The organism is Chitinimonas sp. BJYL2 (assembly GCF_027257935.1).
Lineage (GTDB): Bacteria > Pseudomonadota > Gammaproteobacteria > Burkholderiales > Chitinimonadaceae > Chitinimonas.
The window spans coordinates 248,192-273,944 of the sequence record NZ_JANZKW010000001.1; the positions used below are offsets into that span (position 1 = coordinate 248,192).

Here is a 25,753-nt window from a genome sequence, read left to right on the forward strand (position 1 = left end):
CGGCATACTGGCATGGCGGGGCACATTAGCCCCGCTCGGTGTGGGCGGCTTGGCCGAACAGGGTGTTGCGTGCCTGATTCGTGACGGCCAGCACCGCAGGATGCCGTAACTGCCGCTCGACGGAAATGGCGTAGAACTGTTCAGTCAGCTCATCAATCCGGCCCAGTTCCTGCAACTGGTACTCCTCGCAGATGGTGGCGGCCAGCACGGACGGTGCCGCAAAGCAGCCCATGCCTGCCTTACCAAAGGCCTTGAGCAAGGCGCCGTCATCAAATTCTGCCACCACCCTGACACGCAAGCGGCGCCGCTCCAGCCAAGCCAGCAAGCGTGGACGAATCGCGGCATCCTGACCGGGTAGCAGCCACGGCGCATCCTGCAGGCAATCGGGGAAACTGCCCGTCAGGCTGCGGCATAAATCCGCCGTCGCCAGAATGCTGATCGCACTCTCACCCAGAAGGTGATTGAACGCACGCACATTCGCCTCGGGTGGCAAGGGGCGATCCGCAATCACCAGATCCAGCTGGTGGATGGCCAGATCGGCCAGTAGCGCCATCAAGCCCCCCTCCCGACAAATCAGCCGCACGGGCAGATCGGCAGACATGGCCGGTTGCAGAAGGTGGAAGGCAATGGTCTTGGGCACCATGTCACCTACCCCCACCCGGAACTGTTGCGGCAGCCCCCCGGGATAGTTGCGCAGCACATCCTGCAACTCCCGCCCCAGATGGAAAATCTCGTCGGCGTAGCTCAGCACCAGCCTGCCGGCGTCCGTCAGCTCCAATCCGCGCCCGCGCTTGCGCAGCAACGGTGTGCCCATGGCCTCATCCAGCAGGCGTAACTGGCCGCTGATGGCTTGCGGCGTCAGGTGCAGCTGCTCGCTGGCGCGCAGCACGCCACCGTGTTTGACCACCATCCAGAAGTAGTGCAAGTGCTTGTAGTTCAAGTGATTCATTGCATGAATACTTCCAGAAAACTGATCAATTAAGAAATTTTATTCGATTTTTATCCATATTGCCGACTCGCTAGACTGGCCTTGCTGATGGACCACAACCAAGGTGCAGACCATGAAGATCGAGATCAAGGCCCACAACTTCACCGTAAGCGACGGACTCCGGGCATTCGTCAATCACCGGCTCGCGCTGGGCCTGCGCCGGCACCGTGAACGCATCCGCCAGGTGACTGTGCGGCTGGCCGACATCAACGGGCCTCGCGGTGGTATCGACAAACATTGCACCGTGCAGATAGCGCTTTACCACCTTCCTGATGTGCTGATCGAAGATGTCGAGGCAGATCTGCACCAGGCCATCTCTCGGGCTGCGGACCGGGCGAGCCGCACCGTAACGCGCCGGCTGGCCCGCCAGCAAGACCGCGATAGCCGTGCAGCAGAGCTGGCCGATAGCGATGTACTGGATATCGAACCTAGTCGGTGGATACCGCCGAACCCTGCGACATCCCGCTCAGCCATGTATTGAGGAGACCCTAATGCGCCATTACCCGGATAACAGCCCGGCCGCCGCGGCCCGCCTGATCGCCCTGACCCTGCTGGCTGATGGCGGGATGGACCCGTCCGAGCTGGCTGCGCTGGAGCGCAGCCAGGTACTCGCCCAGCTAGGCATCAGCTACCCACAGTTCCAGCAGGTCTTGCTGGAACTATGTGCCGACGCCCTGCAATACAGCGATTGGCCGGGCATGCAGCAACTGGCTGGCGACCCCGCCGTGCTCGATCGCCTGCTGGGCGAGATCAGCGATCCCGGCAAGCAAGTCACTGTCTTGCGCGCCATGCTCGATGTAGCCGATGCCGACCAGCAGCTGACTGACAGCGAACGCACTGTGCTCGGTCGCGCCATGCAGTGCTGGCACCCTGCGCTGCAAAGGAGTGGTACCCGATTAGCGCAGGCCGCCTGATTCCGGCGGCCTGCCACAAGGAGAAGCATGATGGAAATCTGGATGGCCCTCTGGCTGGGTAAGCCTATATGGATGTGGGTCGCATTTCTGGCCGTGGTCCTCGCACTGCTGGTCTTCGACCTTGGCGTACTGAACCGCAAGGATGAGGAAATCGGCGCCGTCAAAAGCCTCAAGCTGTCTGCGTTCTACATTGCTGCAGGTTTGGCTTTTGGCGCCTGGGTCTGGCTAACGCTGGGTGCCGATGCGGGCATGCAGTACTACACCGGTTTCCTGATCGAGAAGAGCCTGTCGCTCGACAATGTGTTCGTCATCTCGCTGATATTCACTTACTTTGCGGTACCACGCCGTTACCAGCACCGCGTGCTCTTCTGGGGCATTCTCGGGGTCATCGTGTTGCGCGCCATCATGATTGCCTTGGGCGCCACGCTCGTTGCCCAGTATTACTGGACGCTCTACCTGTTCGGCGGATTCCTGATCCTCACAGGCCTGAAGATGCTCTTCGTATCTGACAGCGAACCCGATTTGTCGCGCAACCCCATACTGCGCCTGTTGCACAACCGCCTGCGTGTGACCGATCAGCTGCATGAGCAGCGCTTCTTCGTGCGACAACCAGCCGCCGATGGCAGCGGGCCGATGGTCTGGTGGGCAACGCCCCTGTTTCTGGCGCTGTGTATGGTTGAACTCGTCGATCTGGTGTTTGCGGTCGATAGTGTGCCCGCCATCTTCGCCATTACCACCGATCCGTTCCTGGTCTACACGTCTAACATCTTTGCGATCCTGGGTCTGCGCGCGCTCTACTTTGCCTTGGCCGCCATCATCCACCGCTTCCATTACCTCAAGTACGCCTTGGCGCTAGTGCTGGTGTTTATCGGCTCGAAGATCTTTCTGGGCGACTTCGTGTTCGATGGCAAGGTCCCCGCTACCTTATCGCTGGCCATCACCTTCGGCCTGCTGGCCGCAGGCGTACTCTACTCGCTGTGGAAAACACGCGATGGCGGGGTCGTTGCGGCGGCATCGAAATAGAAATTCCCGGCGGCATCCAGATAGCCGCCGGGGTTCCAGGCCACTTCCCACACATAGCCATCGGGGTCGGCAAAGTAACCGTTACGGCCACCCCAGAAAGCATCCTCCGCCGGGCGCGTAATCGTCGCGCCCTTGGCGGAGAGTTCTGCCAGCAGCGCATCCACCTGATCACGTTCAGCCACGTTGTAGGCCAGCGCAATGCGCGAGTGGCCGGTCGTGGTGGCATCCAGCCCTGCATCCTTGGCCAGTTCAGCCGCAGGGAACAGGGCCAGCACAAAGCCATTAAGCTGGTAAAACGCCACTCCGGGCTGGCTTTTGGGCGATAACGGCCAGCCGAGTGTCTGGCTGTAGAAAGTCTGGGCGCGGGCCAGATCGGCGACACCGAGGGTCAGGAAGCTCAGGCGTGCTTGCATCGCAATATCATCCCTGGATTGGAGCACGGAGTTTACGGCCACGCCGCCCACTGCGGGCAATCCGTCGGTATGGGGTTCATGCTGGCCCGAGCCGGGTGTAATCTTGCGCCGACGACTTTTATATATTGATTCTCGCCATGTCCACGGCCGCCAGGGAAACCTATCTGCAGCGCATTATCGACACCCAGTCTGCGATTGTTCAGGCAACGCTGGACCTCGATGCCTTCATGCAGCTGATCGTGGATACCTTGCAGGACCTGACCGAGGCGGTGGGTGCTGTCATTGAACTGGTAGACGGTGAACACATGCTCTACCGCGCGGCCAGCGGTGCCGTCGCCCCTCACGTGGGCTTGCGCTTGCGTCGCGATGGCAGCCTGTCCGGCCTCTGTGTGGCGCGGGCCGAGGTACTGCTGTGCGAGGACTCGGAAACCGACCCACGTGTAGACCGGGAGGCCTGCCGCCGCGTTGGCGTCCGTTCCATGATCTGTGCGCCGCTGTTTCGTGCCGGCGAAGCCGTTGGCGTACTCAAGGTCATGTCCCGCGAGACACACGGCTTTGACGCCGAGGATGTACAGACGCTCAACCTACTCAGCGGTCTACTCGCTGCCGCTCTTGGCAAGCAATTGGCCTTCGATGCGCTTCACCAGGCCGAAGCGCGGCTCAGGGTTTTGCTGGACAATGCCCAGGATGCTGTCATTTCTGTCGACGAGGCGGGCAGGATCTTGCGCTGGAACCGCGCCGCAGAGCGCCTGTTCGGCTGGCCCGCCAATCAGGTGATAGGACAACCCATTCACACGATTGCGCAGCAAGGCGACGGCTCGCTCGCGGAAATTTTCGATGACTTCCGCAGTAATCCGGCCTTGTTTCAGCTAGACCTGAGACCGGAGATGCAACTGACCCTGCAGGATGGTCGCTGCATCACGGTGGAATACAGCGTAGGCATCAACGAGTTCGAGCAGGGCAAGGAGCTCAATGCCTTTCTGCACGATGTAACGGTCCGTAAATCACTGGAGCTGGCCATGCGGGACATGGCACTCACCGACGGACTGACCGGGCTGCCCAATCGCCGGAAAATCGTCGATGCCCTGCACACCGCCATCCTCCGGTATCGCCGTCATCCGACCGGGATGGTGTTGATGTTTCTGGATATGAATGGCTTCAAGCTGATCAACGACACCTACGGCCATGATCTCGGTGACCGGGCCCTGCAGGAGTTTGCACATCGTTTGCGCGCCACCGTCCGGGAAACCGACGTAGTCGGGCGACTGGGCGGAGACGAGTTCGTGGTGCTAGCCGAGGATGTAGGCAGCAGCGCGAATGCTTTGCAGATCGCTGAAAAAATCATCGCTGCCATGATCAACCCGCTAGGCGCGACCGATATCCGCCTCGCCACCAGTATCGGTATTTGCCATTACGAGGCGCCCTGGGGGCAGGACGAATGGCTCAAGCGGGCAGATGCCGCGATGTATGCCGCCAAGCAGCAGCGAACCAAGCTGAACCGCATCGCCGTTTTCGACGACACGATGCTGCGACCCTAGCCGTGGGCTGCGGGCCCCGATGCACGGCTCGACCAAGGTAGCCAGCCTGGGTAACCGGTAAAAAAAGAAACACCAGCCCGCAGGCTGGTGTTTCTTTTGGGGGGGACTGCAGCCAACGTGGCTACTTGGGCACCACGCCTTCAAAGTTGTTATTGGTGAACGGATTCGGTTTGAACCCGGTCACCCCCTTGAGGAAAGCCACGCTGTTGAGCGGCTCCACCAGGGTTGCCCACGGCGATTCGTCAATGAAGATCTGCTGGGCCTGTTCGTACAGCTTGGTGCGCTCCTTGATATCGGTTACGCGCTTGGCCTTGTCGATCAGGCTATCGAACTGCTTGTTGCACCAGCGCGAGCGGTTCTCACCCGACTCAGCGGCGGCGCAGCTGAGGTTAGGGGTGAGGAAGTTGTCGGGGTCGCCGTTGTCGCCGGCCCAACCGTACAGCGTCACATCATGTTCGCCGGCCTTGGTACGCTTTTGCAGTTCCACCCACTCGAACAGCACGATCTTGGCGTCCACGCCGATCTTCTTCCAGTCGGCCTGCATCATCTCGGCAGTCAGCTTGGGATTCGGGTTCGAGCCCATGGCCGAATTGCGCACGAAGATGTTCAGCGTCAGGCCCTTCTCGTAACCCGCTTCCTTCATCAGCTTGCGGGCCTTGTCGAGATCGCGCTTGGGCGCCGGAATGCTGCGGTTGTAGCCCCACATCTTGGCCGGCAGCGGCAGGTGCGCCGTGGCGGCATTGCCCTCGTACACCACCTTGGAGATGGCGTCCTTGTCGAGCGCCAATGCCAGCGCCTGACGCACGCGCTTGTCCTTGAGGTGCGGCTTCTGGGCATTGAAGGCCACATAGGCCAGCAGCAGCGCCGGGTGCTGTACGACCGTGATCTTGGGGTCCTGCTTGAGCGAAGCAATATCGGCGGGCTTGAGGTCTTCCATGAAGTGGCACTCGCCGCGCTTGAGCTTTTGCGCGCGTACCGAGGCATCTTCGGTAATCGCGAAGATCAGCCGGCTGGCGGGCTGCTTGCCACGCCAGTAGTTGGGGTGCGCCTCGTAGCGTACCTGCGCGCCCTTGTCGTAACGCTTGAACACGAAGGGGCCGGTGCCCACGGGCTTGAGGTTGATGTCGCCGGGACGGCCGGCCTTTTCCAGCTGCTGTGCGTACTCGGCCGACACCACATCGGCAAAGCCCATGGCCAGGTTGGCCAGGAACGGGGCTTCGGGCTTGGTGAGGATGAACTTCACCGTATACGGATCGACCTTGTCGATACGCTTGATCAGCTCGGGGAAGCCCATGTCCACCGCGTAGGGCCAGCCTTGCGGACTGGCTTTGTGGCCGGGATGCTTGGTGTCGATCATGCGCAGGAAGGTCCAGAGCACATCGTCGGCATTGAAGTCACGCGTGGGCTTGAACCATTCGGTGGTGTGGAACTTCACGCCTTTACGCAGATAAAAGGTGTACTCCAGGCCATCCTTGCTGACATCCCAGCGCTCGGCGAGGCCGGGGATGACCTTGGTGCTGCCTTTGTCGAACTCGGTCAGGCGATTGTAGATGGCCTCGGTGGACGCATCGTGGGTGGCGGCAGCCGTGAACATGCCGCCGTCGAAGCCTTCGGGCGCGGCAGACGAGCAGAACACCAGCGGCTTGGCGTGCAGGGTGGCGCTCAGGGCCAGGGAAGCCAGCGCAATATGGGTCAGTTTCATGGAAATTCCTCGTAACAATGGCCCGCAACGGGGCGGGCCATCATGGGGCTGCGGGCGGCTTACTTTACCGAGACGCCGGTGAACTGCATGGTGCCGAAGGGGCTGATCTTGAAGCCCTGCACCTTCTTGCTCATCGGCACGTTGACCACCGAATGGGCCACCGTGGTCCACGGAAGTTCCTGCTTGAAGATTTCCTGGGCCTTTTCATACAGGGCGGTGCGCTGCTTCACATCGGCCGTCTGCTTGCCCTTCATGACTAGATCGTCAAACGGCTTGTGGCACCACTGCGAGTAGTTGTTGCCACCCACGGCATCGCAGCTCAGGTTCACGCCCAGCCAGTTGTCGGGGTCGCCATTGTCGCCGGTCCAGCCGACCAGGATCGCATCGTGCTCGCCGTTCTTGGCGCGCTTGAGGTACTCGCCCCATTCAAAAGTGGTGATCTTGGCCTTGACGCCGATCTTGGCCCAGTCGGCCTGGATCATTTCAGCCATCAGCTTGGCATTGGGGTTGTAGGGGCGCTGTACCGGCATGGCCCACAGGGCCAGCTCGAAGCCATTGGGGAAGCCGGCCTTGGCCAGCGCAGCCTTGGCGGCATCGACGCTGTAGGCTTGATCCTTGAGCTTCTTGTTGTACGACCACTGCGTCGGCGGCATCGGGTTGGTGGCCGGCTGGCCGGAGCCGGCGTACACGGCCTCGATGATGGCCTTCTTGTTGATGGCCATGTCGAGCGCGCGGCGCACGGCCACGTTATCGAGCGGCTTGTGCTTGACGTTGTAGCCCAGGTAACCGAGGTTGAAGCCGGCCTGCGACATCACATTGATCTTGGGGTCCTTCTTCAGCACTTCGATGTCGGAGGGCTTGGTCTGGAAGGCGATATCGCACTCGCCGGCCTTGAGCTTTTGCGCACGCACGGCCGAATCGGTGGTGATGGCGAAGATCAGGTTATCGACCTTGATATCGACCTTGTTCCAGTACGCCTTGTTGGCGGTGAAGCGGATCAGCGCGTCCTTCTGGTAGCTCTTGAACGCGAACGGGCCGGTACCGATGGGCTGGGTGTTGAGTTGCGAGGCCTTGCCCGCCTTGAGCAGGGTGTCGGCATACTCAGCCGAGTGGATCGAGGCAAACGACATGGCCAGATTGGCGATAAAGGCGGCATCCACCTTTTTGAGCACGAACTTGACCGTGTGAGGGTCGAGCTTCTCGATCTTGGCGATATTGGCATCCATGCCCATATCGGTGAAATACGGGAACTCGCTCGGGTAGGCCTTGCGGAACGGGTGATCCTTGCTGAGCATGCGCTCGAAGGTAAAGACCACATCGTCGGCATTGAAATCGCGCGTGGGCTTGAAGCTGTCGTTGCTGTGGAACTTCACGCCCTTGCGCAGCTTGAAGGTGTATTCCAGACCATCCTTGCTGATGTCCCACTTCTCGGCCAGACCGGGGGTCACGTTGGTCGCACCGCGCTCGAACTCGACCAGACGGTTGAACACCGGCACGGCCGAGGCATCGAAATCTGTCCCTGCCGTGTACTGACCGGGGTCGAAACCGGCCGGACTACCTTCGGAACAGTATTTCAGGGTACCGGCTGCGTGGGTGTACCCGGCTGCGAGCGCAGCAGTCAGGGCGAGCGACAAGGTGGTCAGACGCTTCATGGATTCGGTCCTCGGAGGATGGTGGGAACGTAGCGACGTTATAGCCGCGGATGGCGGCTCGCGCATGCGCGGAGGACGGTATCACAGGCTGCGTGGCGCCCGTCATGTCGCAGCGAATCACTGTTGCGGGAGGCCGACAGAGCGGCGGGCCACCACTTCAACACCGCGCAACGGACTTGACGTGAACCATGAAAAACGGGCCTCGCGGCCCGTTCTATCTGGATGACGCCCAAGGTCTGACTCAGGCAGACAAGCCGCCGTCCACCACCAGACAATGCCCCACCACATACGATGACACGGGCGACGACAGCCAGAGGATGGCCTGAGCGATCTCGTCGGCGGTCGCGAGGCGCCCCAAGGGAATGGCTTGCGCGGTATGGGCCTGGATCTCCTGCCGCATGGCTTCCGGGACAGCCGCCATGCGCTGCTGCCGCCTCGGCGTATCCGTGGCGCCGGGGCATACGGCATTGATCCGGATGTGCTGGCCTATGTACTCACGCGCAACAGAGCGTGTCAGCCCCAGTACCGCATGACGCCCGGCACTGTACATGGCCGCGCCCGCCACGCCCGACAAACCGTTGACCGAGGAGACATTCACGATCGTGCCGCCCCCCTGCGCTTGCATCATCGCAATTTCGCGCTTCAGGCACAGAAACTGGCCATGGACATCCGTATTCAGCAGCGCGGCGGCTTGCTCATCGGACATCTCATGAAGCATGGCCGGGCTTTGTGCCACGGCAGCGGTATTGACCGCGCAGTCCAGCCGGCCAAACCGATCGGTCACAGCCTGGAACAGCGCCGTTACGCTGACGACATCCGAAATATCGCAGGGCACGAACAGGGCTGCCTCACCAAGCGAGGTCTGCGCGGCCTCGCCTTTTTTTGTATCCCGTCCGGCTATCACCACGCGCGCGCCGGCCGCAACAAACAGCGCCGCAGCCGCCAGACCAATACCTGACGTACCGCCCACAATCAGCGCGACCTTGTTTTCCAGACCCGGATAAATCACGGCACCGCCTGCTTGTCAGGAATGATGAAGACTGGCCGGCCAGGGTGTCCTTGCCGACCAGCCAGATTACTGGAGCGATACCCCGGAAAAACTCATGCGGCCAAACGGGCTGATCTTGAAGTCCACCACCTTGCGGTTCATGGGCACGCTGACCACCGAATGGGCAATCGTCGACCAAGGCATGGCCTGTTTGAAGCGTTCCTGCGCCTTCATGTAGATGGCGGTGCGCTTCTTCACATCGGCCGTCTGCTTGCCATCCAGCACCAGTTTGTCGAACTCCTTGTCGCACCATTGCGAGTAGTTACCGGCGCCCACGGCGTCGCAACTGAGGATGTTGAGCCAGTTGTCGGGATCGCCGTTATCGCCGGTCCAGCCGAACATGCCGGTATCGGCCTCGCCCTTCTTGCCACGCTTGAGGTATTCGGCCCACTCATAGGTGGTGATCTTGGCGGTGACGCCGACCTTGGCCCAATCGGCCTGGATCATCTCGGCCATCAGCTTGGCATTGGGGTTGTAGGGGCGCTGCACCGGCATGGCCCAGAGGCCGATTTCCAGTTGCTTCACGCCCGCCTTGGCGAGCAGCGCCTTGGCTTTCTCGGGGTTGTAGGGTGCGTCCTTGAGGTTCTTGTTATACGACCACTGCGTCGGCGGCATGGGGTTGGATGCTGCAATGCCGGTACCTTGGTACACGGCCTCCAGAATCGCCTTCTTGTTGATCGCCATATCGAGCGCCTGGCGCACCTCCAGCTTGTCCAGCGGCTTCTTGGTCACGTTGTAGGACAGATAGCCCACATTGAAGCCGGGCTGCGACGCAATCACGATCTTGGGATGGCCCTTGGCAGCCGCCAGATCAGCGGGCTTGGGCATGAAGGCAATATCGCATTCGCCGGCCTTGAGCTTTTGCACCCGCACGGCGCTATCCGGCGTGATCACGAAGATCAGCTTGTCGAGCTTGGTCTCAGCCTTATTCCAGTAGGCCTTGTTGGCGCTATAGCGGATGACCGAATCCTTGTCATAGCGCGTGAACACGAAGGGGCCAGTACCGATGGGCGCGCTGGCAATCTGTGCCGGTTTGCCGGCCTTGAGCAAGGCATCGGCATATTCAGCCGAGTGGATGGACGCAAAACCCATGGCCAGATTGGCGATGAACGCGGCGTCGATCTTCTTGAGCGTGAAACGGACGGTATAGGGGTCCACTGCTTCCACATTGGCGATGTTCTGATCCATCCCCATACTGGTGTAGTAGTGGAACTCGGCCGGGTAAGCCTTGTTATAAGGATGCTCGCGCTTGCCCATGCGCTCGAAAGTGAACACCACGTCCTGCGCATTGAAATCGCGTGTGGGTTTGAAGGCCTCGTTACTGTGGAACTTCACCCCGCGGCGCAGATGGAAGGTGTACTGCAAGCCATCCGGGCTCAGCGTCCATTTCTCGGCCAGACCCGGCACCACGGCCGTGCCACCACGCTGGAACTCCACCAGGCGGTTGAACACCGGCTGCGACGAGGCATCGAAATCCGTGCCCGCCGTAAGCTGACCGGGGTCGAAACCTGCGGGACTGCCTTCGGAGCAATACTTGAGCGTGCCGGCGGCATGGGTAGTGGCGCTGGCGGCAATCAGGGTAGCCAAGATCAGGCTGGGGCGGACATAACGGTGCATCGGGGGTTCTCCTCGGAGTACACGGGGCCGAAAAACAGACAGCCCGCATTGTGGCGGGCTGTGCTGGATTATGAAAGCAAGTGGCGCGACGACCGCTTGTGCTGAGGCGACAGGCCTCAGCGCTTGCGCAGCACTACGCTGCCGACCGAGTAACCCGCGCCAAAGCTCGAAATCACGCCCACCTCGCCCGCTGCCATCTCTCCGTGCAGATGAAACGCGATGATGGAGCCCGCGCTCGATGTGTTGGCGTACCGATCCAGAATCACCGGTGCCTCATCGGCCATGGCATCACGATCGAGCAATTTGCGCGCGATCAGCAGGTTCATGTTCAGGTTGGCCTGATGCAGCCAGTAGCGACGCACGCCGGTAGGTACCAGATTGAGGCTGCCCAGATGGGTGGCAATATGCTCGGCCACCATGGGGCAGACTTCCTTGAACACCTTGCGGCCTTCCTGCACGAACAGCTTGTCGCGCAGATCGCCCCATTTATCCTCGGCACGGTTCAGGAAACCCGCGTTATTGCGGATATTGTTCGAGAACAGCGTGGCAAGCTTGGTGCCCAGAATCTCGTAACCGGCCGTCTTGGCCAGATCAGCACGCTCCACCACCACCGCTGTCGCCACATCGCCGAAGATGAAGTGACAATCGCGATCGCGCCATTCCAGATGCGCCGAGCAGATTTCCGGGTTCACCATCAGCACCGCGCGCGCCGTGCCGGTCTTGATCGCATTGGCAGCCTGCTCGATGCCGAAGGTCGCGCTCGAACACGCCACGTTCATGTCGAACGCCCAGCCGTTGATACCCAGAGCCTGCTGGATTTCCACCGCCATGGCCGGATAGGCGCGCTGCATATTGCTGGCCGCGCAGATCACGCCGTCGATTTCATCCACGCTCCGGCCAGACCGCTCCAGCGCCTGCTTGGCCGCCGCCACGGCCATCTCGGCCATGATCGACAATTCCTCATTGGCGCGTGGGGCAATGCTCGGGCACATGCGCGCGGGGTCGAGCACACCGGCTTTATCCACTACAAAACGCTGCTTGATGCCCGATGCTTTTTCGATGAACTCCACCGAACTCTCGGCCAGCGCCTCCCGCTCGCCCGCAGCAATTGCAGCCGCGTGTTCAGCGTTGTGGCGACGCACGTATTCATTAAAGCTGGCGACCAGTTCCTCGTTGCTGATGGCATGAGGCGGCGTGTAGAGGCCGGTGCCGGTGATGACGGCAGTGTGCATGGGCGGTATCCGTGATTAAGCAAGCGCTTGAATCGGCTAATGATAGCAGATGGGTCCTGTGCTCCTGATCAGGGCGATTGGCGGCTGCGAGTCATGAGGCAAGCCACCAAGCCCGCTCAAGCAAGCTACTGGCGATCCCGCCGAGGGACCAAACGTCCCGGCAAGTGCTGCCACATTCACGCTCATGTACTAGGCTGACTGATCAATACATGCTGCTGAAACATCCCGATAAGGAATTGCCATGCGCTTGCTGCCCTTGCTGGCCTGTCTGCTGAGCACCAGCGCCATTGCCTACGCCCAATCACTCTGCCTCGATCGTCCCATCCACTTTGCCCACTACGAGTTCGGCCTGATCTACGCCGAGGGTAAAGGCGGTATTGATGACGATGTGCAGAAGGAACTGGCCAGACGCAGCGGCTGCGCATTCAAGACCACCCTGCAGCCGCGCGCGCGAACCTGGTTTGAACTGGAAAGTGGCTCGGTGGACATGGCGGGATCCGGTGTGCAGACGCCAGCGCGTGATGCCTTTGCCTGGTTTGAGCACTACGTGATCGAGGTCAATCAGGTCGTCATCGGCCCCAAGGTACCCGCCCAGGTGCGCAATATGGATCAGTTCATTGCGACCCCGGCGCTTACCATTGGCGGCGTTCGCTCCTTCAGCTACGGGTCTTACTATGACCGCTACGTGAAGTTGCTGGATGCGCAAAACCGCTTCTACAACGCAGCCGATTCGCGCATGGTCTACCAGATGTTTGACCGCGGACGTTTCGACATCTTCATCACATCGCAGTTCTTGTCGCAGTTCTACTTCCGCGAACTCAAGATCCCTATTGCAAAGCGGATCGAGAACTGGGATCCCGGCAGCGGCACACCTAGCGGGCTGGTGTTATCGAAGAAATCGTTCACGCCCGAACAGGCGCGCGGCTGGCAGGAGATGATCCGCAAGATGCGCGAGGACGGCACGCTGCGGGCGATTCTGGCAAAGCATCTGGGCAAGGAGCTGGGTGCGCAGTCGATATATGTACCGCCCGCCAAGTAAACGAACTGACATTCACTCCGTACCGTGCGGATTGGCGACATCAACGGCTTCGGGCTTGAGGACCGGCAGCAAATCCTGCGGATTGAGCCCCACCAGAAAACCGCGCTTGCCGCCGTTCAGATAAATGCGCGGCAAGTTGAGAATGCTGCGTTCGATGTACACGGGCATCGGCTTCTTGGTGCCTAGCGGCGAGGTGCCGCCCACCAGATAGCCTGTGTGTTTATTGGCGACTTCGGGCGTGCATGGTTCCACATGCTTGCGGCCGGTCTGGCGTGCCAGATTGCGCGTGGAGGTTTCGCAATCACCGTGCATCAGCACAATCAGCGGTTTCTTGTGCTCGTCTTCCATGACCAAGGTCTTGATCACCGCGTGTTCGGGTACACCAAGCTGGCGGCTGGATTCGGCTGTGCCGCCCTTCTCCACGTAGTCGTAAAGGTGTTCGGTAAACGCGACCTTGTGCTGGCGCAGGGCGCGCACGGCCTGGGTAACGGGGGCTTTTTCCTGTGACATGCGGCAATCTTAACAAGGCGGCCACCCACTGCCCAAGCGGGTGGCCGCACTGGTTTCCAGCAGGCCGGACTATTTGAAACTGGCCACGGCCTTCTTGTACTCCGGAGACTCCCGCACGGTGGCGACGGTCTGCCAGACCTCTTTGGCAAATGCGCCGTTCTGTGCAACCAGTTGTTTGGACAGCATCAGGTAGTAGGGCTTTTCAACCAAGGGAGGTGAGACCTTTTCCACCTTGCCTGCAAACTCCGGCAGACGGATCGAGTTCTCGCCTTCCAGTGTCTGCAAGGCTGCCGCACCCAAACGACCTGCCGCCAGCTTGCGCAGCGTGTCGTCGGCGCTGCGCGTGCCATCATCCACCCGCACGCCCATCCCCTTGAGTTGATCCACCACCGAGTAACCCTGTTGGGCACCCACCGCACCATTGAGGTTGCTGATGGTTTTGCCATCAAAGCTCACCGTACTGCCTTTGGCGCGGAACAAGGTGTAGCCATCCATCATCATATGCTTGCTCTCATCGGGCTTGTCGCCGCCGCCAGGGTAAACCCCAAGCGCCAGGCGATCCGGCTTGAAGCTGGCAGCGAAGGCACCATCCATATTGCCTTGGCGCATCTCATCGAGGCAGCGTGCCCAGGGGATGCGGTGGAACTCGAACTTGGTGCCCAGCTTCTGCGACACCATCTTCAGCTGGACGATGTTCAGTCCGTCGCGCCCATCCACCACCCATGGGTAGACCTCGGTACTGTCTACACACAGTTTCAGCATTGCTGGCTTGTCAGCTGCAGAGACGCCGACACCCAGCATGGCGGCTAGCAGAAATAGCATTCGCATCTTCATGTTCCTTGTCGGTAGGGGACGATGCCGCCAGGACTAGCCACCCAAACGCTTGTCCATGATGGCCTTCACGTCGATCTTCTTGAGACCTTCGTTGAATATCTTGGCTATGCGCTGGCCCTCGGCATCCTTCTTGAAGCAGACGAACAGCTTCTTGTCCTCCAGCAGCTTGGCGTTCATGGCCAGCTTGCCTGCAAAGGGCTTGAGATCGGGCTGGGTTTGCAGCAGGTAGCGGAACACATTGGCATCCACCACCGCAAGGTCGATACGGCCATTGCCCAGTTTTTGCAGGTTCTTGCCATCGTCCATGGCCACATCCACCCGCTGCTGCTTGGCCGCGACGCGCGCATCGAATTCGGTGGTGTTCACATAGTCCTGCACCACGCCGACCTTCTTGCTGGCCAGATCGGCAATGCTGCTCCAGGTGTAGGGCGCATCCACCCGCTGGGCCAGACCCAATGGGCCCGAGCCCATGGGGTCGGACAAGTGGAAGTCCTTGCGGACTTCGGGTGAGTCGTATTCCGGGAAGTAGCCTGCGTAGCCGGGGTCACTCTTGGCAAGCTGCACAGCCCGGCTCCAGGGATAAAACTCCACCTTCAGCTCGTAGCCCATGGCTTTGAAGGCGGCTTTGGCGACCGCCACGCTGGCCCCCTGCTCTGTCAGCTTGGCACCGGTGTAGGGCGGCCAATCCAGCGAGGTCAGCTTGACGACCTTGGTCTCAGCCAGCACCGGGGCGGCGATCAACAACGAAGCCAGCAGCGGCCCACACGACTTGCGCAACAATTCCAACATGGCGACTCCTTTCAAACCTTGAATTGCTCGACGGCGTTCTGCAACTGCACCGCCAAACGGGCCACCTCCTCGGCGGAAATGGAAGTCTGGCGAGCGCCATTGGCGGCTTCGCTGACCACTTTCTGGATATTGCGGATGCTGTCTGTTACGCCATCAACCGATTGATCCTGCTGGGCCGAAGCGGCAGCAATCTCCTCATTGATGGCGGCAATGCGCCGGGCCGATTCAGCCAGATGTTCAATGGTGCTGCCGGCATCCCGGGCGCGATTGAGGCCTTCCTCGGCGCGATCACGGCTGCTGTCCATGGCCATGACAGCGCGAGTGGTACCCTGCTGCAGCTCGGTGATGACCTGCTTGATCTCGGTGGTGGAGTCATGGGTGCGGTTGGCCAGCACCCGCACCTCATCCGCCACGACCGCAAAACCGCGCCCTGCCTCGCCGGCTCGCGCAGCCTCAATCGCGGCGTTGAGCGCCAGCAGATTGGTCTGCTTGGCAATTTCGTTGATGACTTCCAGCACGGTGCCGATCTTGGCGCTATTGGCTTCCAGCTGGGCAATCACCTCGGCAGCAGCCTCCACTTCGCGCGCGGCGTTGCCGATGGTCGAGATGGCGTTGTTGACGACCGCCTGGCCTTTATCGGCCTCGACATTGGCAAAGTTGGCGGCATCCGCCGCTTGATTGGTATTCACGGAAATCTCGTGGACCTGGCGGCTCAATTCTGCCGCCGCCACCACTACGGCTTCGCTCTCCTGCTGCTGAAGCTGGATACCGGCACTGCTGGCCTCCATGATGCGGCTGGTCTGTTCGGCCGCGGCAGCCAGCTGTGGCGCAATCTCGGCCACCTGACGCATCACACCCTGAAGGCGCTCCACAAAGAGATTGAACGAGCGCGATACCGCCGTGAACTCGTCATCTCCGCGCAAGGTAAGGCGACGGGTCAGATCGGCATCGCCGGAGGCAATTTCGCGTAGCGCCTTGCTCAGCTGGTTGAGTGGCCGGAGCACCACGGCACTGAGGCTGAACGACAATGCCACCAGCAAGATGATGTCGACCACCAGAATCTGGATCACCAGCACCGTGAGGTTCTCGCGCAGCGCGTCCTCCACGCCTTGCTGCGAGACAAAGATTTCGGCAACCCCCACGCTCTTCTTGGTGCCTTCATCATTGAATTCGAGGGGCACTTCCTGCTTGCTGCCGGGAATCACGGCCGCCAGTTCGGCCTTGGTGGTCTTGCCATCCTCCCCTCGCATCAGGCCGGCAATGGAGTCCTTGCCATTGCGCAAACGGATCCCGTTGAAGGTCCGGGACACCATTTCGGCCTCCAGCACCTGGCCAATCTGGTTCTTGTCGAAGTTCCAGATCGCGGCTGGCAAGCTGAGCTGCAGCCGCACGGCCAAGGCATCGGCCTGTTCCTTGAGGCCCTGTTCCAGACGCTGCTTGGTGGACAGGTAGTTGTAAGCACCCAGCGCCAGCAGCACGAGGCTGATCACCAGCACAAAGATGAGGTTAAGCCGCCAGCTGATGCTCTTGTTGAATTTCATGATGCCCACCCATTGAAGGCTTGCCGACGTGGTGACAGGTTCGTTGTTATCCGGTCCTCATCAGGGGGCATATGCCCCCTGTGGGCGCCGTTTTATTGGTATTTCTTGCCGATCCGGTCAGCCGTGCCATCCTGTTTGACGGCTTTGACGGCATCGTTGAGTTTGCGGATGACGTCATCCGCCACACCGGGATTGCAGGCCAGATACATATGCGCATCCTTGGGGTCGCCTACGGTGATCACGGGCTTGATCTTCAGGCCGCTGCCCTCGCGGGAAACCTTGTAGGGGCCGCTCTTGGCCCCTGCCACCCAAAGATCGATACGGCCCGCCGCCAGCTTGGGCAGATTGAGCGAATCACTGGGCACGCGGTCCAGCTTGATACCCTGCTTCTCCACGAAGTCCCCATAGGCATCGCCGTTGTAAGCGCCCACCTTGTAGCGCTTGGCATCGGCGGGTGAACCCAGGGCGATGTTGCTGTCGGCACGCGCAAACAGGGTGATGTCGTCACCGACCAGCGGGCCGATCCACTTGAACTGTTTTTCGCGTTCGGCGTTACGCACGGCGGAGTAGACGCAGACATCGGCCTGCTTCTTGGCCATATCGAGGGCGCGCTCCCAAGGCAGCAGCTCAATGTTGGCCGAGAGACCTGCGCGCTTGAGTGCATCCTGAAGGATCTCGGTCGAGATGCCACTGACCTTGCCATCGCTACCCTTGAGGTTGAAGGGCGCATAGTCCTCGGTCACGAACTTGAGCGCAGAAGCCTGAACCGCCACCAGGCCCAGCAAGGCCACCTGACAGCAACGGGTCGTCACTGAACGCATGAATGTCTCCTTCAGAATATCTATGTATCGGGTAACCACGGCGAGGGACCATACCGGTATCTCCACGCTAGTTGAGCAATCACTCAGGTTCAAGTTGAGGTACTTGACCAGGCATGGCTCCGATAAGATGCGGACATGAACACCCCCTTCCTGCATCCACCCGGCTGGGCCGCCTTGGGCGAAGCCTTTTCACAAGCAGTCGTGCCCACACCCTTGCGCGAGCCGGTGATGGCGGTCTGGAACCGCGCGCTGGCCGACGAGCTGGCGCTGCCAGGCACCGGCGAGGATTGGCTGGCCCGTCTGTCGGGAACCCCGATGCCGTCAGCCAGCCCCGCACTGGCAACGGTGTATTCAGGTCACCAGTTCGGCATCTGGGCTGGGCAACTTGGGGATGGGCGTGCCCTGCTGCTGGGCGAGGTGGCAGGACAAGAGATCCAGCTCAAAGGTGCCGGGCTGACGCCCTACTCGCGTATGGGCGACGGGCGGGCAGTACTGCGATCCAGCATCCGCGAATACCTGTGCTCCGAAGCCATGCAGGGCCTCGGCATCCCCACGACCCGCGCATTGGCACTGGTGGCCAGCCCGGAAACTGTCTGGCGCGAAACGCCCGAAACCGCCGCTGTCGTGACACGCGTGGCGCCCAGTTTTCTGCGCTTTGGGCACTTTGAACACTTTTTCCACCGCGGCGAACACGCGCAGCTGCGGCAGCTGGCCGACTACGCCATCACGCGCTACTTTCCCCACTGCCGGGAAAGCACCAATCCCTATCAGGCCTTGCTCGACGAGGTTATCGAGCGCACGGCCGACCTGATCGCCGACTGGCAAGCCGTGGGCTTCTGCCATGGGGTGATGAACTCGGACAATATGTCGCTGCTGGGTCTGACGCTCGATTACGGCCCGTTCGGCTTTCTGGATGGTTTTGATGCAGGCCACATCTGCAACCACTCGGACCATCAGGGCCGCTACAGCTATGCGAACCAGCCCGAGATCGGCTTGTGGAACCTACACTGCCTGGCGCAGGCGCTGTTGCCACTGCTGGACCGGGATGCTGCTGTCGCGGCCCTGCGTCGCTATCAGCCCCAATTCGAGGCGGCACTGGGTGAGCGCTTCCGCGCCAAACTGGGCCTGCTGACCGAACGTGAAGACGACTGGGCCTTGCTGACCACGCTATTCGATTTGATGCAGGCCGGTCGCACCGACTGGACGATTTTCTGGCGCCAGCTCGGCGGATTTTGCAGTCAGCCCGGCGCAGCCAATACCGCCCTGCGGGACCTGTTCGTCGACCGCGACGGCTTTGATGCCTGGGCTCTCCGCTATGGCGAACGCCTGCGCACCGAGAACCGCACCGATGCCGAACGCGCACAGGCCATGAATCGGTCCAATCCCAAGTTCGTATTGCGTAACCATCTGGCCGAGCAGGCCATTCGCCTTGCCAAGGAAGGTGATTACAGCGAGATCGCTCGCTTGCAACATGTGCTGGCCGCACCGTTTGATGAACACCCGGACCACGCGGCACTTGCTGCCCTGCCGCCCGACTGGGCACAGACACTATCGGTGAGCTGCTCATCCTGATCCGGCGCGTCGCCCGCGGGATGCGATAAGGCCGCGTGATACGGCACCAACTACGTGGACGCTCATCCGCATGTCAGGCGCGGACTCGGTTCCAAAAGCAAAAAGGCGCGAGAGATCGCGCCTTTTTGCTTTGCTTGCCCCAACTTTACTGACGTTTGGGCAAGGTGAACGCATTCTCACGCAAGGGGCCACGCAGCATCAGGCCATCGATCGGCTCACCGCCGACCATCCGGGCGGCCGCAGCCGGCTTGCAGCTGCCATTGGCGCGCTTGTACAGGGCGGCAGACAGCATGCCCTCGTTGCTGTCGCCCAGCTGGCTGGAGAAATCATCGCTGGCACGGCAGGTTGCGGCAAAGCCATCGGCATAGTCACCAAAGCCCTTGGCATTGGTGCCCGAGAACTCGATCGGGAAGTAGGAAATCCCGCAGTTATCCTTGGCCGTAAAGCCATAAGGCTTGCCACAGGTAGTGCCACCAATCAGCTGTACGTCCACATCCACGCCGCGCAGCCCATTGATGATGGACTCGCTCGCCGAACAGGTGGCGTTACTGGCGATGATGTACACACGAGCCAGACCCAGCGTGGGCAGCGCATCGCCCGAGGTGCAATAAAACTGGCTGTTGAGCTTGCAGGCCGTGGTGCGGAACAGGTCACGTGAGGCGGCAGTATCGGCTGCTCGCTTGTCGTTGTATTGCAGCTGGGTAAAGACCTTGCCCTGCGCACGGGCCGGGCCGGCAATCATGTAAGCCAGCTGGTTGGCCAGATACAGATAGCCACCGCCGTTGTAGCGCAGGTCCAGCACCAGATCGGTGACGCCGGCCGTCTTGAACTGGTTCACGGCATCAATCAATGGCTGTTCGGCCGTGGCGATATGGTCGTTGAAGACCATGTAACCGACTTTGGCACCGCCGGCATCCAGCGTTTTGGCCACCAGCACCGGTTGCTTGGCCACAGTGGCGGCTTGCAAGGTCACCGTGAATTGCGTGGCGCCCGTGCGGTTGAAGACGAAATTGTGGCTGCCCTGGGCAGCGGGATAGAGCGCGGCATTCAACGTGTCTACCTCAAGGCTGGTAGTGCCATCCGCACTCACGCCGTCCACCGTGACCAGCAGATCACCACGACGCACACCGGCCTGGGCGGCGGCTGAACCCGGCTCGACATACGCGACCTTGATCCCGCGGGGCGCACGCGCGGAATCAAGGTGCCATTCAATGCCATAGCCCAGCGAGGTACCGCTATTGGCCATGTCATCCCATGCCTTGGTCGGATAGGTAAAGCTGAACTCGTCCTTGCGCTTGCCCGAGGCGGTGAACAAGGGGGACTTGAGCGCATTGAAGTAGTTATCGAGCGACTCGTAGTACTTGCTCTCATTGCTGTAGGCAAGATCATTGGCATCCACGACAGGCACATCGCGGTACCAGAGATAGTTGCGGTCGATGTAATCACGCACCCAGCGCTTTTCATCACTGAGGGTGCCGATCGTGGTCGTCCCTTCGGCATCGCCGCGATAAGGGTTATTGGGCGAACAAGCCTGCGCCTTGACGGTGGACGTCGGCGGCGTGGTCACCGGCGGGCTGACAACTACATTGCTGCCACCCCCACCTCCGCCACCACAGCCCGCAAGGCCAAGCGCCAACACAAGCGCGCAGCTTGCGGCGCGCGGGGAAAAGAGGGGCAATGCTGAATACATGGCAAACCTGCAAACAAAGGGATCAGCCCGCCATGGTGCAATCAGCAGGCCGCCACTGCAAGCGGTGCAAAGGCTGAACAGACCTTGGCCTTAACTGTGCGCGGGCTCCAGCGCAAAGAAGCGGACCAGCTGGTGCAAGGATTCAGCCTGTACCCGCAGGTCTGCTGCAATATGCGCCAACTCCTCGGCCGTACCTGCATTCTCCTGAACAGACTGGGATATCTGCCCCAAGGCGATATTGATTTGCTGGGTGCCGCCCGACTGCTCGGCACACGCCGCACTGATGGCGGAAACGAGTTCCGAGGTGCGTTTCACTGCGGGTTCGATCGCCGCCAGCATGGCTTGCGCCTGTTGCGTGGTTTGCACACCTGTGCGTGCCACCTCGGCCACCTCCCGCGCGGCGGCCGCTGCATGTTCGGCCAAGCGGCGCACCTCGCCGGCAACCACGGCAAACCCTTTGCCATGCGGCCCGGCACGGGCAGCCTCAATGGTGGCGTTGAGCGCCAGCATATTGGTCTGGTAAGCGATTTCGTCCACCGCCGCAATCTGCGCTGCCACCGCATGCATCACCGCTACCGCCTCGGTCACGACCGTGCCGCCCTCATGAGCCTTGAGGCTGGACTCCCCGGCCAGCACTGCCGTCTGGCGGGCATGGTCGCTATTGGCGCCGATGGCCGAGGCAATCTGCTGGACGCTTGCCGCAGTTTCCTCGATACCAGCCGCCTGCTGGCCACTGGCAGTCGCCATGGCAAAGGAAGCGCGCTCAAGCTGAAGCGCCGCCTCTACCAACTGGTCCGCCCCTTGGTGCAAGGCGGCCGCCGTGCCGCCCAGGCCATGGAGCATGCTCTGCATGGCCGCGAGTACGCTATGTTGATCGCCTTTGCGCAGGACGATGGTCTGCGCCAGTTGCCCGTGCGCCACGGCATGGGCGATGCGGGCAACCTGTTCAGGTTCGCCACCCAAGGTGCGGCGCAGGCTGGCGGTGATGCTCCAGAGCAGCAGTGCCAGCATAAGGGCAAGCAAGCTGGCCGCCAGGACGCTGAGATGAAACCAGTTGCGCAGGTCAGCCTGCGCACGCAGGGCGTCGTTGCGTATGGTATCGAGCAGGGCCTCGCCCAGCACCTGCAGGCTGCCCAGACGTTCAGATGCAAGTGAGAACCAGCTGGGTGCTGTCACCGGAAAACCGGCGGGTTCGGCCAGCATGCCGCTGCGCAGCTGCATCAAGCGGGTCAACAACGGCGAGTGGCGATGCTGGTTGTAGGCGGCCAGCAAGGGGGGATCGGCAAAGTCGGTGAAGTCCGCCTCACAACGTTGCTGACGGGCTAACAGGCCGATCAGTTTGTCACGTTCCCCGCTGGCAAACCGGCCGGCACTGATCACACCATTGAGCAGCCCACGCTCCTGCGCCGCCGCTTCCTTGAGGCAAAGCAGCCCGAGCAGGGCAAATTGCTGGCGCAGGGTTTCGGCGCGCTGGGTCTTACGGACCGCGGCCGTGGTGTAGTGCAATTGCGAGGCAATGACTTTGCTGTAGTCGGCAAACAGCGTCGCCGGTGTCGCATTGCGCGCATCCACCTGCTGTCTGAGCGTCTGGATTGTCTGCGCCATCGGATGTGCCGCTGCCTGCCAGCCCAGTTTCACCAGTGCCGCATCACTGGCCCCGCGTGCCTCTGCGACCGCGCCATCACCCAGGCGCCCTGCCGCCAGCATGCCGTAGCTCAAGCCGCGCTCGGCCTGCAGCGTATGGGCAAGGCGGCTGGCATCGGTCATCAGATGCGTCTGTCTTACCGTTGCATCGAGCAAAGCCAGCTGGCGGTCGAGCGTCTGCAGCCAGGGTACAAGCACGCCCAGCAACACCAGCAGGGGCAAGCAGGCCAAGCAACGCAGGCGGTTGCGAAAACTGAGCACGCGCATGGGGCGCTCGCTCACGCGAGGTGGAATCGGCCAACAATGCCAGCCAACTGACCAGACAAGCGATTGAGGTCCTTGGCCAGCTCTGCCGTCTGGAAGACGGCGCGGCTGTTTTCCTCCGTCATCTGGGCAATCTGCTCGATCTGCTGGGCAACCATCTCGCTGGCATTCTTTTGCTCGCTCATCGCCAGCGCAATCTCGCGGGCAGCACCCACGGCGCCGGTGGTATCGGTGTCGATCTCACCGAGCGCGGCCGATACTTCACGCACGCCCTCCACCCCTTGCTGCATGCGCTCACTGGACGCACGCATGGCCGCACTGGCGGCCTGGGTATCGGCGCGAATGGCGGCAACCAGCTGGCTGATGTCGCGGGTGGCACTGCCAGCTCGCTCGGCAAGCTTGCGGACCTCATCGGCGACAACCGCAAAGCCGCGACCGGTTTCACCCGCCCGGGCTGCCTCGATGGCAGCATTGAGGGCAAGCAGATTGGTCTGGTCGGCAATCTCGCGGATCGTCGCAACAATGCCGTCAATCGCCGCAGAGCGCTGCGCCAACTGTGCGATGGTTTCCGCCGCCTGCGTCACCGCGGCGTCCACATGCTGCATCTGCGTCGTTGCCGACTCGGTAATGGCCCGACCACGCACGGCACTCTGCTGGGCGTCCGTGGCTTTGCGTTCGCTATCGCTGGTGGCGGCGGCCATGGTGGCGATGCTCACTGTCACCTGCTCCACCGAAGCCGCGATGCCATTAACCGAATCGGACTGATTCTGCGTAGCGGCCGAGACCTGCCCTGCGGTATCTGCCAGCGCATCCGAAGCGCCAGCGACATCACCCGCGCACCGCTCCACTTCAAGGATGGAGGCATTGAACGCAGCCAGCAGGGCATTGAAGGCATGGCCGATGCGGGCGATCTCGTCCGAACCGGTAACCGTTGCCCGCAGCGAGAGATCCATGGAGTCGCGCAGCTGGCTCATCAGCTGCTCGATGCCCTTGACCGGATCAGCCACCGCATGGCTGATCTGCCAGGCCAGCACGGCGGTCAGCACCAGAATCACAAGGGTAATGCCGATCTGCCACCACAAGGCGGCCTCGGCCGATTGCTGGCTGGCGGCGGCCGTACCGCGTATGCGCTCAAGCTGGACATCGCGCACCTCGCGCAGGGCGTCGAGCCGCAGGGTGGCCGTGGCAAACCACTGCTTGGCATCGACCCCGAAATTTCCCTCGGCCGCTTTGCCGACAGCCAGCTCACGCAGGCGTGCCGTCTCGGCGAACACCGGCAAGGTCGTGCGTGCGCGGTAGGCCTCCAGCGTGGCGGCATCGGCAAGGGCCACAAACTGGGCCTCGCAGCTTTGCTGTACACCGGCTGCAGCCTGGACCTTGGCCAGGCTGGCCGGGGCGAACTGGCCCGAGGTGAACACGCTGTTGAGCAGACCTCGCTCGCGCGCCGACTGCTCCATCACGCACAGGAGCGATACCAGTGACTGCTCATTGCGCATGACTTCGGCATGCTCGGTATCACCCGCAATGCCTTGCGCGAGCTGCACGGTGCCCGTCACCCAGGCGGTGTAGCGATAAAAACTCGTCAACGGCGGTACGGCCTTGCTGCTGATCTGGGTACGCAAGCCCGGCAGATCATCCAGGGCGGCTTCCACCGCCGCGAGATTCTTGCTCACGCTGTCGGGCAGGGTGGTGGTGGCGACATAATCCGCGAGCCGCTTGCGCGCCTGGTCGGTTTTCTGGCGTGCGCCCTGCATGGGGGCACTGTCGCCACCCGACAGATAGCCTGCGCTGGTACCGCGTTCTGCCTGCAACGCCAATGCCAGATCGCTGGTGTGGCCCAGCAACTGGGTCAGCGATACGGTGGCCCGCATGGCGCGAGCCGTGTGCAGGCTGTCAAGCATGACCACGCCCACCGCCAGCAGCAAGGCGATGACCGGCACACTGACCAGCAAGACCAGCTTGCTGCGCACACTGATGGATGAAAGGTGCAACATGGCGACACTCCTCTCCGGAATCAGATTTCCCGACCACCCAGGGCCTCAGGCCGCATCATTGCCAATACTGATGGCGCGCAAACGTCAGGTCTTGCGCGCCATCGGCTGGATTTTTTTCCTTGGTGTTCATTAGCCGTTGTAGCCCCAATCAGCGCGAAGTCCAAGGGCGCTTTTTTGCGCTGCAACACCGCGCGGAGCGCGCATTTCAACCATGGGCAAATTGGGGTAGTGTGCAAGGCCCGATCTCGGTCACTACGCCATGTATACACCAGGCCATTTCAGCGAAACCCACCCGGCCCTGCTCGCCAGACTGATCGCCGATCACCCCTTGGCAACTGTGGTCTGCGCAGGCGTGAACGGGCCCGAAGTGAATGTATTGCCGCTCTTGCTGAGTGGGGATGCAGTGGCAGAGGGCTGCCTGATCGGTCATGTGGCGGCTGCCAATCCGCTGGCACTGGCCGATGGCCGGGAGGTCACCGTGGTATTCCATGGCCCGGATGCCTATGTGTCGCCGAACTGGTATCCCACCAAGGCGCTCCACCACAAGGCCGTGCCGACCTGGAACTATGCGCTCGTTGAAGTACGTGGCCGGTTGCAGGTGTTTGCCGAGCCAACGCGGCTGGACACGGTGTTGAGGACCCTGACCGAGCGTTTCGAGGCCACACAGCCGCAACCCTGGTCGCTCGACGATGCACCCGCCGATTTCCGTGCGGCCATGTACAAGGCCATTGTCGGGATTGAAATCCGCATCGGGTCCATTGCCGGCAAGTTCAAGCTCAGCCAGAACCGCAGCACGGCAGATATCGAGGGCGTGATGCAAGGCCTGCGCCGAGGTGGCAGCGAATCGCAGCAAGCAACCGCCGACTGGATGCAGGCGCTGGGCGCCCTGTCCAGCAAGTCAGATGGCGGAGCATCTCGCTAGGCGCCC

At 61.5% G+C, this 25,753-nt stretch carries 22 protein-coding genes; 7 read left to right on the forward strand and 15 right to left on the reverse strand.

Annotated features, from left to right (window positions below; all coding sequences use genetic code 11):
• Positions 1 to 25 precede the first annotated feature (25 nt).
• On the reverse strand, positions 26 to 949 hold the full coding sequence (nhaR, locus tag O9X62_RS01195) for a transcriptional activator NhaR (RefSeq protein ID WP_269530948.1): 924 nt from the start codon (positions 947 to 949) through the stop codon (positions 26 to 28).
• Positions 950 to 1,061: 112 nt separating this feature from the next.
• On the opposite strand from nhaR, the gene O9X62_RS01200 reads away from it, so the two are divergent.
• Genes O9X62_RS01200 through O9X62_RS01210 form a run of 3 tightly spaced genes read left to right on the forward strand, consistent with a single transcriptional unit; the run spans position 1,062 to position 2,925 of the window.
• Entirely contained in the window at positions 1,062 to 1,469 is a 408-nt protein-coding gene (locus O9X62_RS01200) for an HPF/RaiA family ribosome-associated protein (protein WP_269530949.1), read from the forward strand.
• A 10-nt stretch (positions 1,470 to 1,479) separates the two neighbouring features.
• Positions 1,480 to 1,902 carry a TerB family tellurite resistance protein gene (locus O9X62_RS01205; RefSeq protein ID WP_269530950.1) on the forward strand — a complete coding sequence of 141 codons (423 nt, stop codon included), beginning with the start codon at positions 1,480 to 1,482 and terminating at the stop codon, positions 1,900 to 1,902.
• A 30-nt stretch (positions 1,903 to 1,932) separates the two neighbouring features.
• On the forward strand, positions 1,933 to 2,925 hold the full coding sequence (locus O9X62_RS01210; RefSeq protein WP_269530951.1) for a TerC family protein: 993 nt from the start codon (positions 1,933 to 1,935) through the stop codon (positions 2,923 to 2,925).
• Here O9X62_RS01210 and O9X62_RS01215 read toward each other — a convergent pair.
• On the reverse strand, positions 2,871 to 3,338 hold the full coding sequence (locus O9X62_RS01215; RefSeq protein ID WP_269530952.1) for a VOC family protein: 468 nt from the start codon (positions 3,336 to 3,338) through the stop codon (positions 2,871 to 2,873). The two genes, O9X62_RS01210 and O9X62_RS01215, sit on opposite strands and share 55 nt — an antisense overlap.
• A 137-nt stretch (positions 3,339 to 3,475) precedes the next feature.
• Between O9X62_RS01215 and O9X62_RS01220 the strand changes: the two genes are divergently transcribed.
• Complete coding sequence (locus O9X62_RS01220) at positions 3,476 to 4,876, forward strand: diguanylate cyclase domain-containing protein (RefSeq protein ID WP_269530953.1); 1,401 nt, start codon at positions 3,476 to 3,478, stop codon at positions 4,874 to 4,876.
• A gap of 121 nt (positions 4,877 to 4,997) precedes the next feature.
• On the opposite strand, the gene O9X62_RS01225 is transcribed toward O9X62_RS01220, so the two are convergent.
• The 5 genes from O9X62_RS01225 to O9X62_RS01245 form a co-directional block, all read right to left on the reverse strand.
• A complete protein-coding gene (locus O9X62_RS01225; protein ID WP_269530954.1) occupies positions 4,998 to 6,578 on the reverse strand; it encodes an ABC transporter substrate-binding protein in 1,581 nt (526 codons plus the stop codon).
• Positions 6,579 to 6,637: 59 nt separating this feature from the next.
• Positions 6,638 to 8,230, reverse strand: a complete 1,593-nt coding sequence (locus O9X62_RS01230) for an ABC transporter substrate-binding protein (RefSeq protein WP_269530955.1) — start codon at positions 8,228 to 8,230, stop codon at positions 6,638 to 6,640.
• Between the two features lie 241 nt (positions 8,231 to 8,471).
• Positions 8,472 to 9,239, reverse strand: coding sequence for an SDR family NAD(P)-dependent oxidoreductase (locus tag O9X62_RS01235; RefSeq protein ID WP_269530956.1), 768 nt, complete (start codon positions 9,237 to 9,239; stop codon positions 8,472 to 8,474).
• Positions 9,240 to 9,305: 66 nt separating this feature from the next.
• Positions 9,306 to 10,895 carry an ABC transporter substrate-binding protein gene (locus tag O9X62_RS01240; protein ID WP_269530957.1) on the reverse strand — a complete coding sequence of 530 codons (1,590 nt, stop codon included), beginning with the start codon at positions 10,893 to 10,895 and terminating at the stop codon, positions 9,306 to 9,308.
• Between the two features lie 116 nt (positions 10,896 to 11,011).
• Positions 11,012 to 12,127 (reverse strand): beta-ketoacyl-ACP synthase III, encoded by a 1,116-nt coding sequence (locus O9X62_RS01245; RefSeq protein ID WP_269530958.1) that lies wholly within the window; start codon positions 12,125 to 12,127, stop codon positions 11,012 to 11,014.
• Positions 12,128 to 12,368: 241 nt separating this feature from the next.
• Here O9X62_RS01245 and O9X62_RS01250 point away from each other — a divergent pair, with 241 nt between their 5' ends.
• On the forward strand, positions 12,369 to 13,166 hold the full coding sequence (locus tag O9X62_RS01250) for an ABC transporter substrate-binding protein (protein WP_269530959.1): 798 nt from the start codon (positions 12,369 to 12,371) through the stop codon (positions 13,164 to 13,166).
• A gap of 12 nt (positions 13,167 to 13,178) precedes the next feature.
• Here O9X62_RS01250 and ybaK read toward each other — a convergent pair whose 3' ends face one another.
• The 5 genes from ybaK to O9X62_RS01275 form a co-directional block, all read right to left on the reverse strand.
• Complete coding sequence (gene ybaK, locus O9X62_RS01255) at positions 13,179 to 13,676, reverse strand: Cys-tRNA(Pro) deacylase (RefSeq protein WP_269530960.1); 498 nt, start codon at positions 13,674 to 13,676, stop codon at positions 13,179 to 13,181.
• Positions 13,677 to 13,745: 69 nt separating this feature from the next.
• Entirely contained in the window at positions 13,746 to 14,504 is a 759-nt protein-coding gene (locus O9X62_RS01260; RefSeq protein WP_269530961.1) for a transporter substrate-binding domain-containing protein, read from the reverse strand.
• A 39-nt stretch (positions 14,505 to 14,543) separates the two neighbouring features.
• Positions 14,544 to 15,299 carry an ABC transporter substrate-binding protein gene (locus tag O9X62_RS01265; protein WP_269530962.1) on the reverse strand — a complete coding sequence of 252 codons (756 nt, stop codon included), beginning with the start codon at positions 15,297 to 15,299 and terminating at the stop codon, positions 14,544 to 14,546.
• Positions 15,300 to 15,310: 11 nt separating this feature from the next.
• Entirely contained in the window at positions 15,311 to 16,840 is a 1,530-nt protein-coding gene (locus tag O9X62_RS01270; protein WP_269530963.1) for a methyl-accepting chemotaxis protein, read from the reverse strand.
• Between the two features lie 92 nt (positions 16,841 to 16,932).
• The gene (locus tag O9X62_RS01275; RefSeq protein WP_269530964.1) at positions 16,933 to 17,661 is read right to left on the reverse strand and encodes an ABC transporter substrate-binding protein; all 729 of its coding nucleotides are present in this window, start codon (positions 17,659 to 17,661) and stop codon (positions 16,933 to 16,935) included.
• A gap of 135 nt (positions 17,662 to 17,796) precedes the next feature.
• On the opposite strand from O9X62_RS01275, the gene O9X62_RS01280 reads away from it, so the two are divergent.
• Positions 17,797 to 19,233: a YdiU family protein gene (locus tag O9X62_RS01280; protein WP_269530965.1), complete on the forward strand. Its 1,437-nt coding sequence runs from the start codon at positions 17,797 to 17,799 to the stop codon at positions 19,231 to 19,233.
• Between the two features lie 145 nt (positions 19,234 to 19,378).
• Here the strand turns inward: O9X62_RS01280 and O9X62_RS01285 are convergent, their stop codons facing one another.
• From O9X62_RS01285 to O9X62_RS01295, 3 genes are all read right to left on the reverse strand, one after another.
• Entirely contained in the window at positions 19,379 to 20,800 is a 1,422-nt protein-coding gene (locus O9X62_RS01285) for a S41 family peptidase (RefSeq protein WP_269530966.1), read from the reverse strand.
• Positions 20,801 to 21,013: 213 nt separating this feature from the next.
• Positions 21,014 to 22,849: a methyl-accepting chemotaxis protein gene (locus O9X62_RS01290; protein ID WP_269530967.1), complete on the reverse strand. Its 1,836-nt coding sequence runs from the start codon at positions 22,847 to 22,849 to the stop codon at positions 21,014 to 21,016.
• Positions 22,846 to 24,825, reverse strand: coding sequence for a methyl-accepting chemotaxis protein (locus O9X62_RS01295; protein ID WP_269530968.1), 1,980 nt, complete (start codon positions 24,823 to 24,825; stop codon positions 22,846 to 22,848). The genes O9X62_RS01290 and O9X62_RS01295 overlap by 4 nt, the downstream gene beginning before the upstream one ends.
• A gap of 259 nt (positions 24,826 to 25,084) precedes the next feature.
• Here O9X62_RS01295 and O9X62_RS01300 point away from each other — a divergent pair, with 259 nt between their 5' ends.
• The gene (locus O9X62_RS01300) at positions 25,085 to 25,747 is read left to right on the forward strand and encodes an FMN-binding negative transcriptional regulator (RefSeq protein WP_269530969.1); all 663 of its coding nucleotides are present in this window, start codon (positions 25,085 to 25,087) and stop codon (positions 25,745 to 25,747) included.
• Positions 25,748 to 25,753 lie beyond the last annotated feature (6 nt).

What these genes read in the sequence shown, in the direction of transcription:
- nhaR (WP_269530948.1), bottom strand. Translation starts at nt 949, where the DNA reads ATGAATCACTTGAACTACAAGCACTTGCACTACTTCTGGATGGTGGTC.
- O9X62_RS01200 (WP_269530949.1), top strand. Translation starts at nt 1,062, where the DNA reads ATGAAGATCGAGATCAAGGCCCACAACTTCACCGTAAGCGACGGACTC.
- O9X62_RS01205 (WP_269530950.1), top strand. Translation starts at nt 1,480, where the DNA reads ATGCGCCATTACCCGGATAACAGCCCGGCCGCCGCGGCCCGCCTGATC.
- O9X62_RS01210 (WP_269530951.1), top strand. Translation starts at nt 1,933, where the DNA reads ATGGAAATCTGGATGGCCCTCTGGCTGGGTAAGCCTATATGGATGTGG.
- O9X62_RS01215 (WP_269530952.1), bottom strand. Translation starts at nt 3,338, where the DNA reads ATGCAAGCACGCCTGAGCTTCCTGACCCTCGGTGTCGCCGATCTGGCC.
- O9X62_RS01220 (WP_269530953.1), top strand. Translation starts at nt 3,476, where the DNA reads ATGTCCACGGCCGCCAGGGAAACCTATCTGCAGCGCATTATCGACACC.
- O9X62_RS01225 (WP_269530954.1), bottom strand. Translation starts at nt 6,578, where the DNA reads ATGAAACTGACCCATATTGCGCTGGCTTCCCTGGCCCTGAGCGCCACC.
- O9X62_RS01230 (WP_269530955.1), bottom strand. Translation starts at nt 8,230, where the DNA reads ATGAAGCGTCTGACCACCTTGTCGCTCGCCCTGACTGCTGCGCTCGCA.
- O9X62_RS01240 (WP_269530957.1), bottom strand. Translation starts at nt 10,895, where the DNA reads ATGCACCGTTATGTCCGCCCCAGCCTGATCTTGGCTACCCTGATTGCC.
- O9X62_RS01245 (WP_269530958.1), bottom strand. Translation starts at nt 12,127, where the DNA reads ATGCACACTGCCGTCATCACCGGCACCGGCCTCTACACGCCGCCTCAT.
- O9X62_RS01250 (WP_269530959.1), top strand. Translation starts at nt 12,369, where the DNA reads ATGCGCTTGCTGCCCTTGCTGGCCTGTCTGCTGAGCACCAGCGCCATT.
- ybaK (WP_269530960.1), bottom strand. Translation starts at nt 13,676, where the DNA reads ATGTCACAGGAAAAAGCCCCCGTTACCCAGGCCGTGCGCGCCCTGCGC.
- O9X62_RS01260 (WP_269530961.1), bottom strand. Translation starts at nt 14,504, where the DNA reads ATGCGAATGCTATTTCTGCTAGCCGCCATGCTGGGTGTCGGCGTCTCT.
- O9X62_RS01265 (WP_269530962.1), bottom strand. Translation starts at nt 15,299, where the DNA reads ATGTTGGAATTGTTGCGCAAGTCGTGTGGGCCGCTGCTGGCTTCGTTG.
- O9X62_RS01270 (WP_269530963.1), bottom strand. Translation starts at nt 16,840, where the DNA reads ATGAAATTCAACAAGAGCATCAGCTGGCGGCTTAACCTCATCTTTGTG.
- O9X62_RS01275 (WP_269530964.1), bottom strand. Translation starts at nt 17,661, where the DNA reads ATGCGTTCAGTGACGACCCGTTGCTGTCAGGTGGCCTTGCTGGGCCTG.
- O9X62_RS01280 (WP_269530965.1), top strand. Translation starts at nt 17,797, where the DNA reads ATGAACACCCCCTTCCTGCATCCACCCGGCTGGGCCGCCTTGGGCGAA.
- O9X62_RS01295 (WP_269530968.1), bottom strand. Translation starts at nt 24,825, where the DNA reads ATGTTGCACCTTTCATCCATCAGTGTGCGCAGCAAGCTGGTCTTGCTG.
- O9X62_RS01300 (WP_269530969.1), top strand. Translation starts at nt 25,085, where the DNA reads ATGTATACACCAGGCCATTTCAGCGAAACCCACCCGGCCCTGCTCGCC.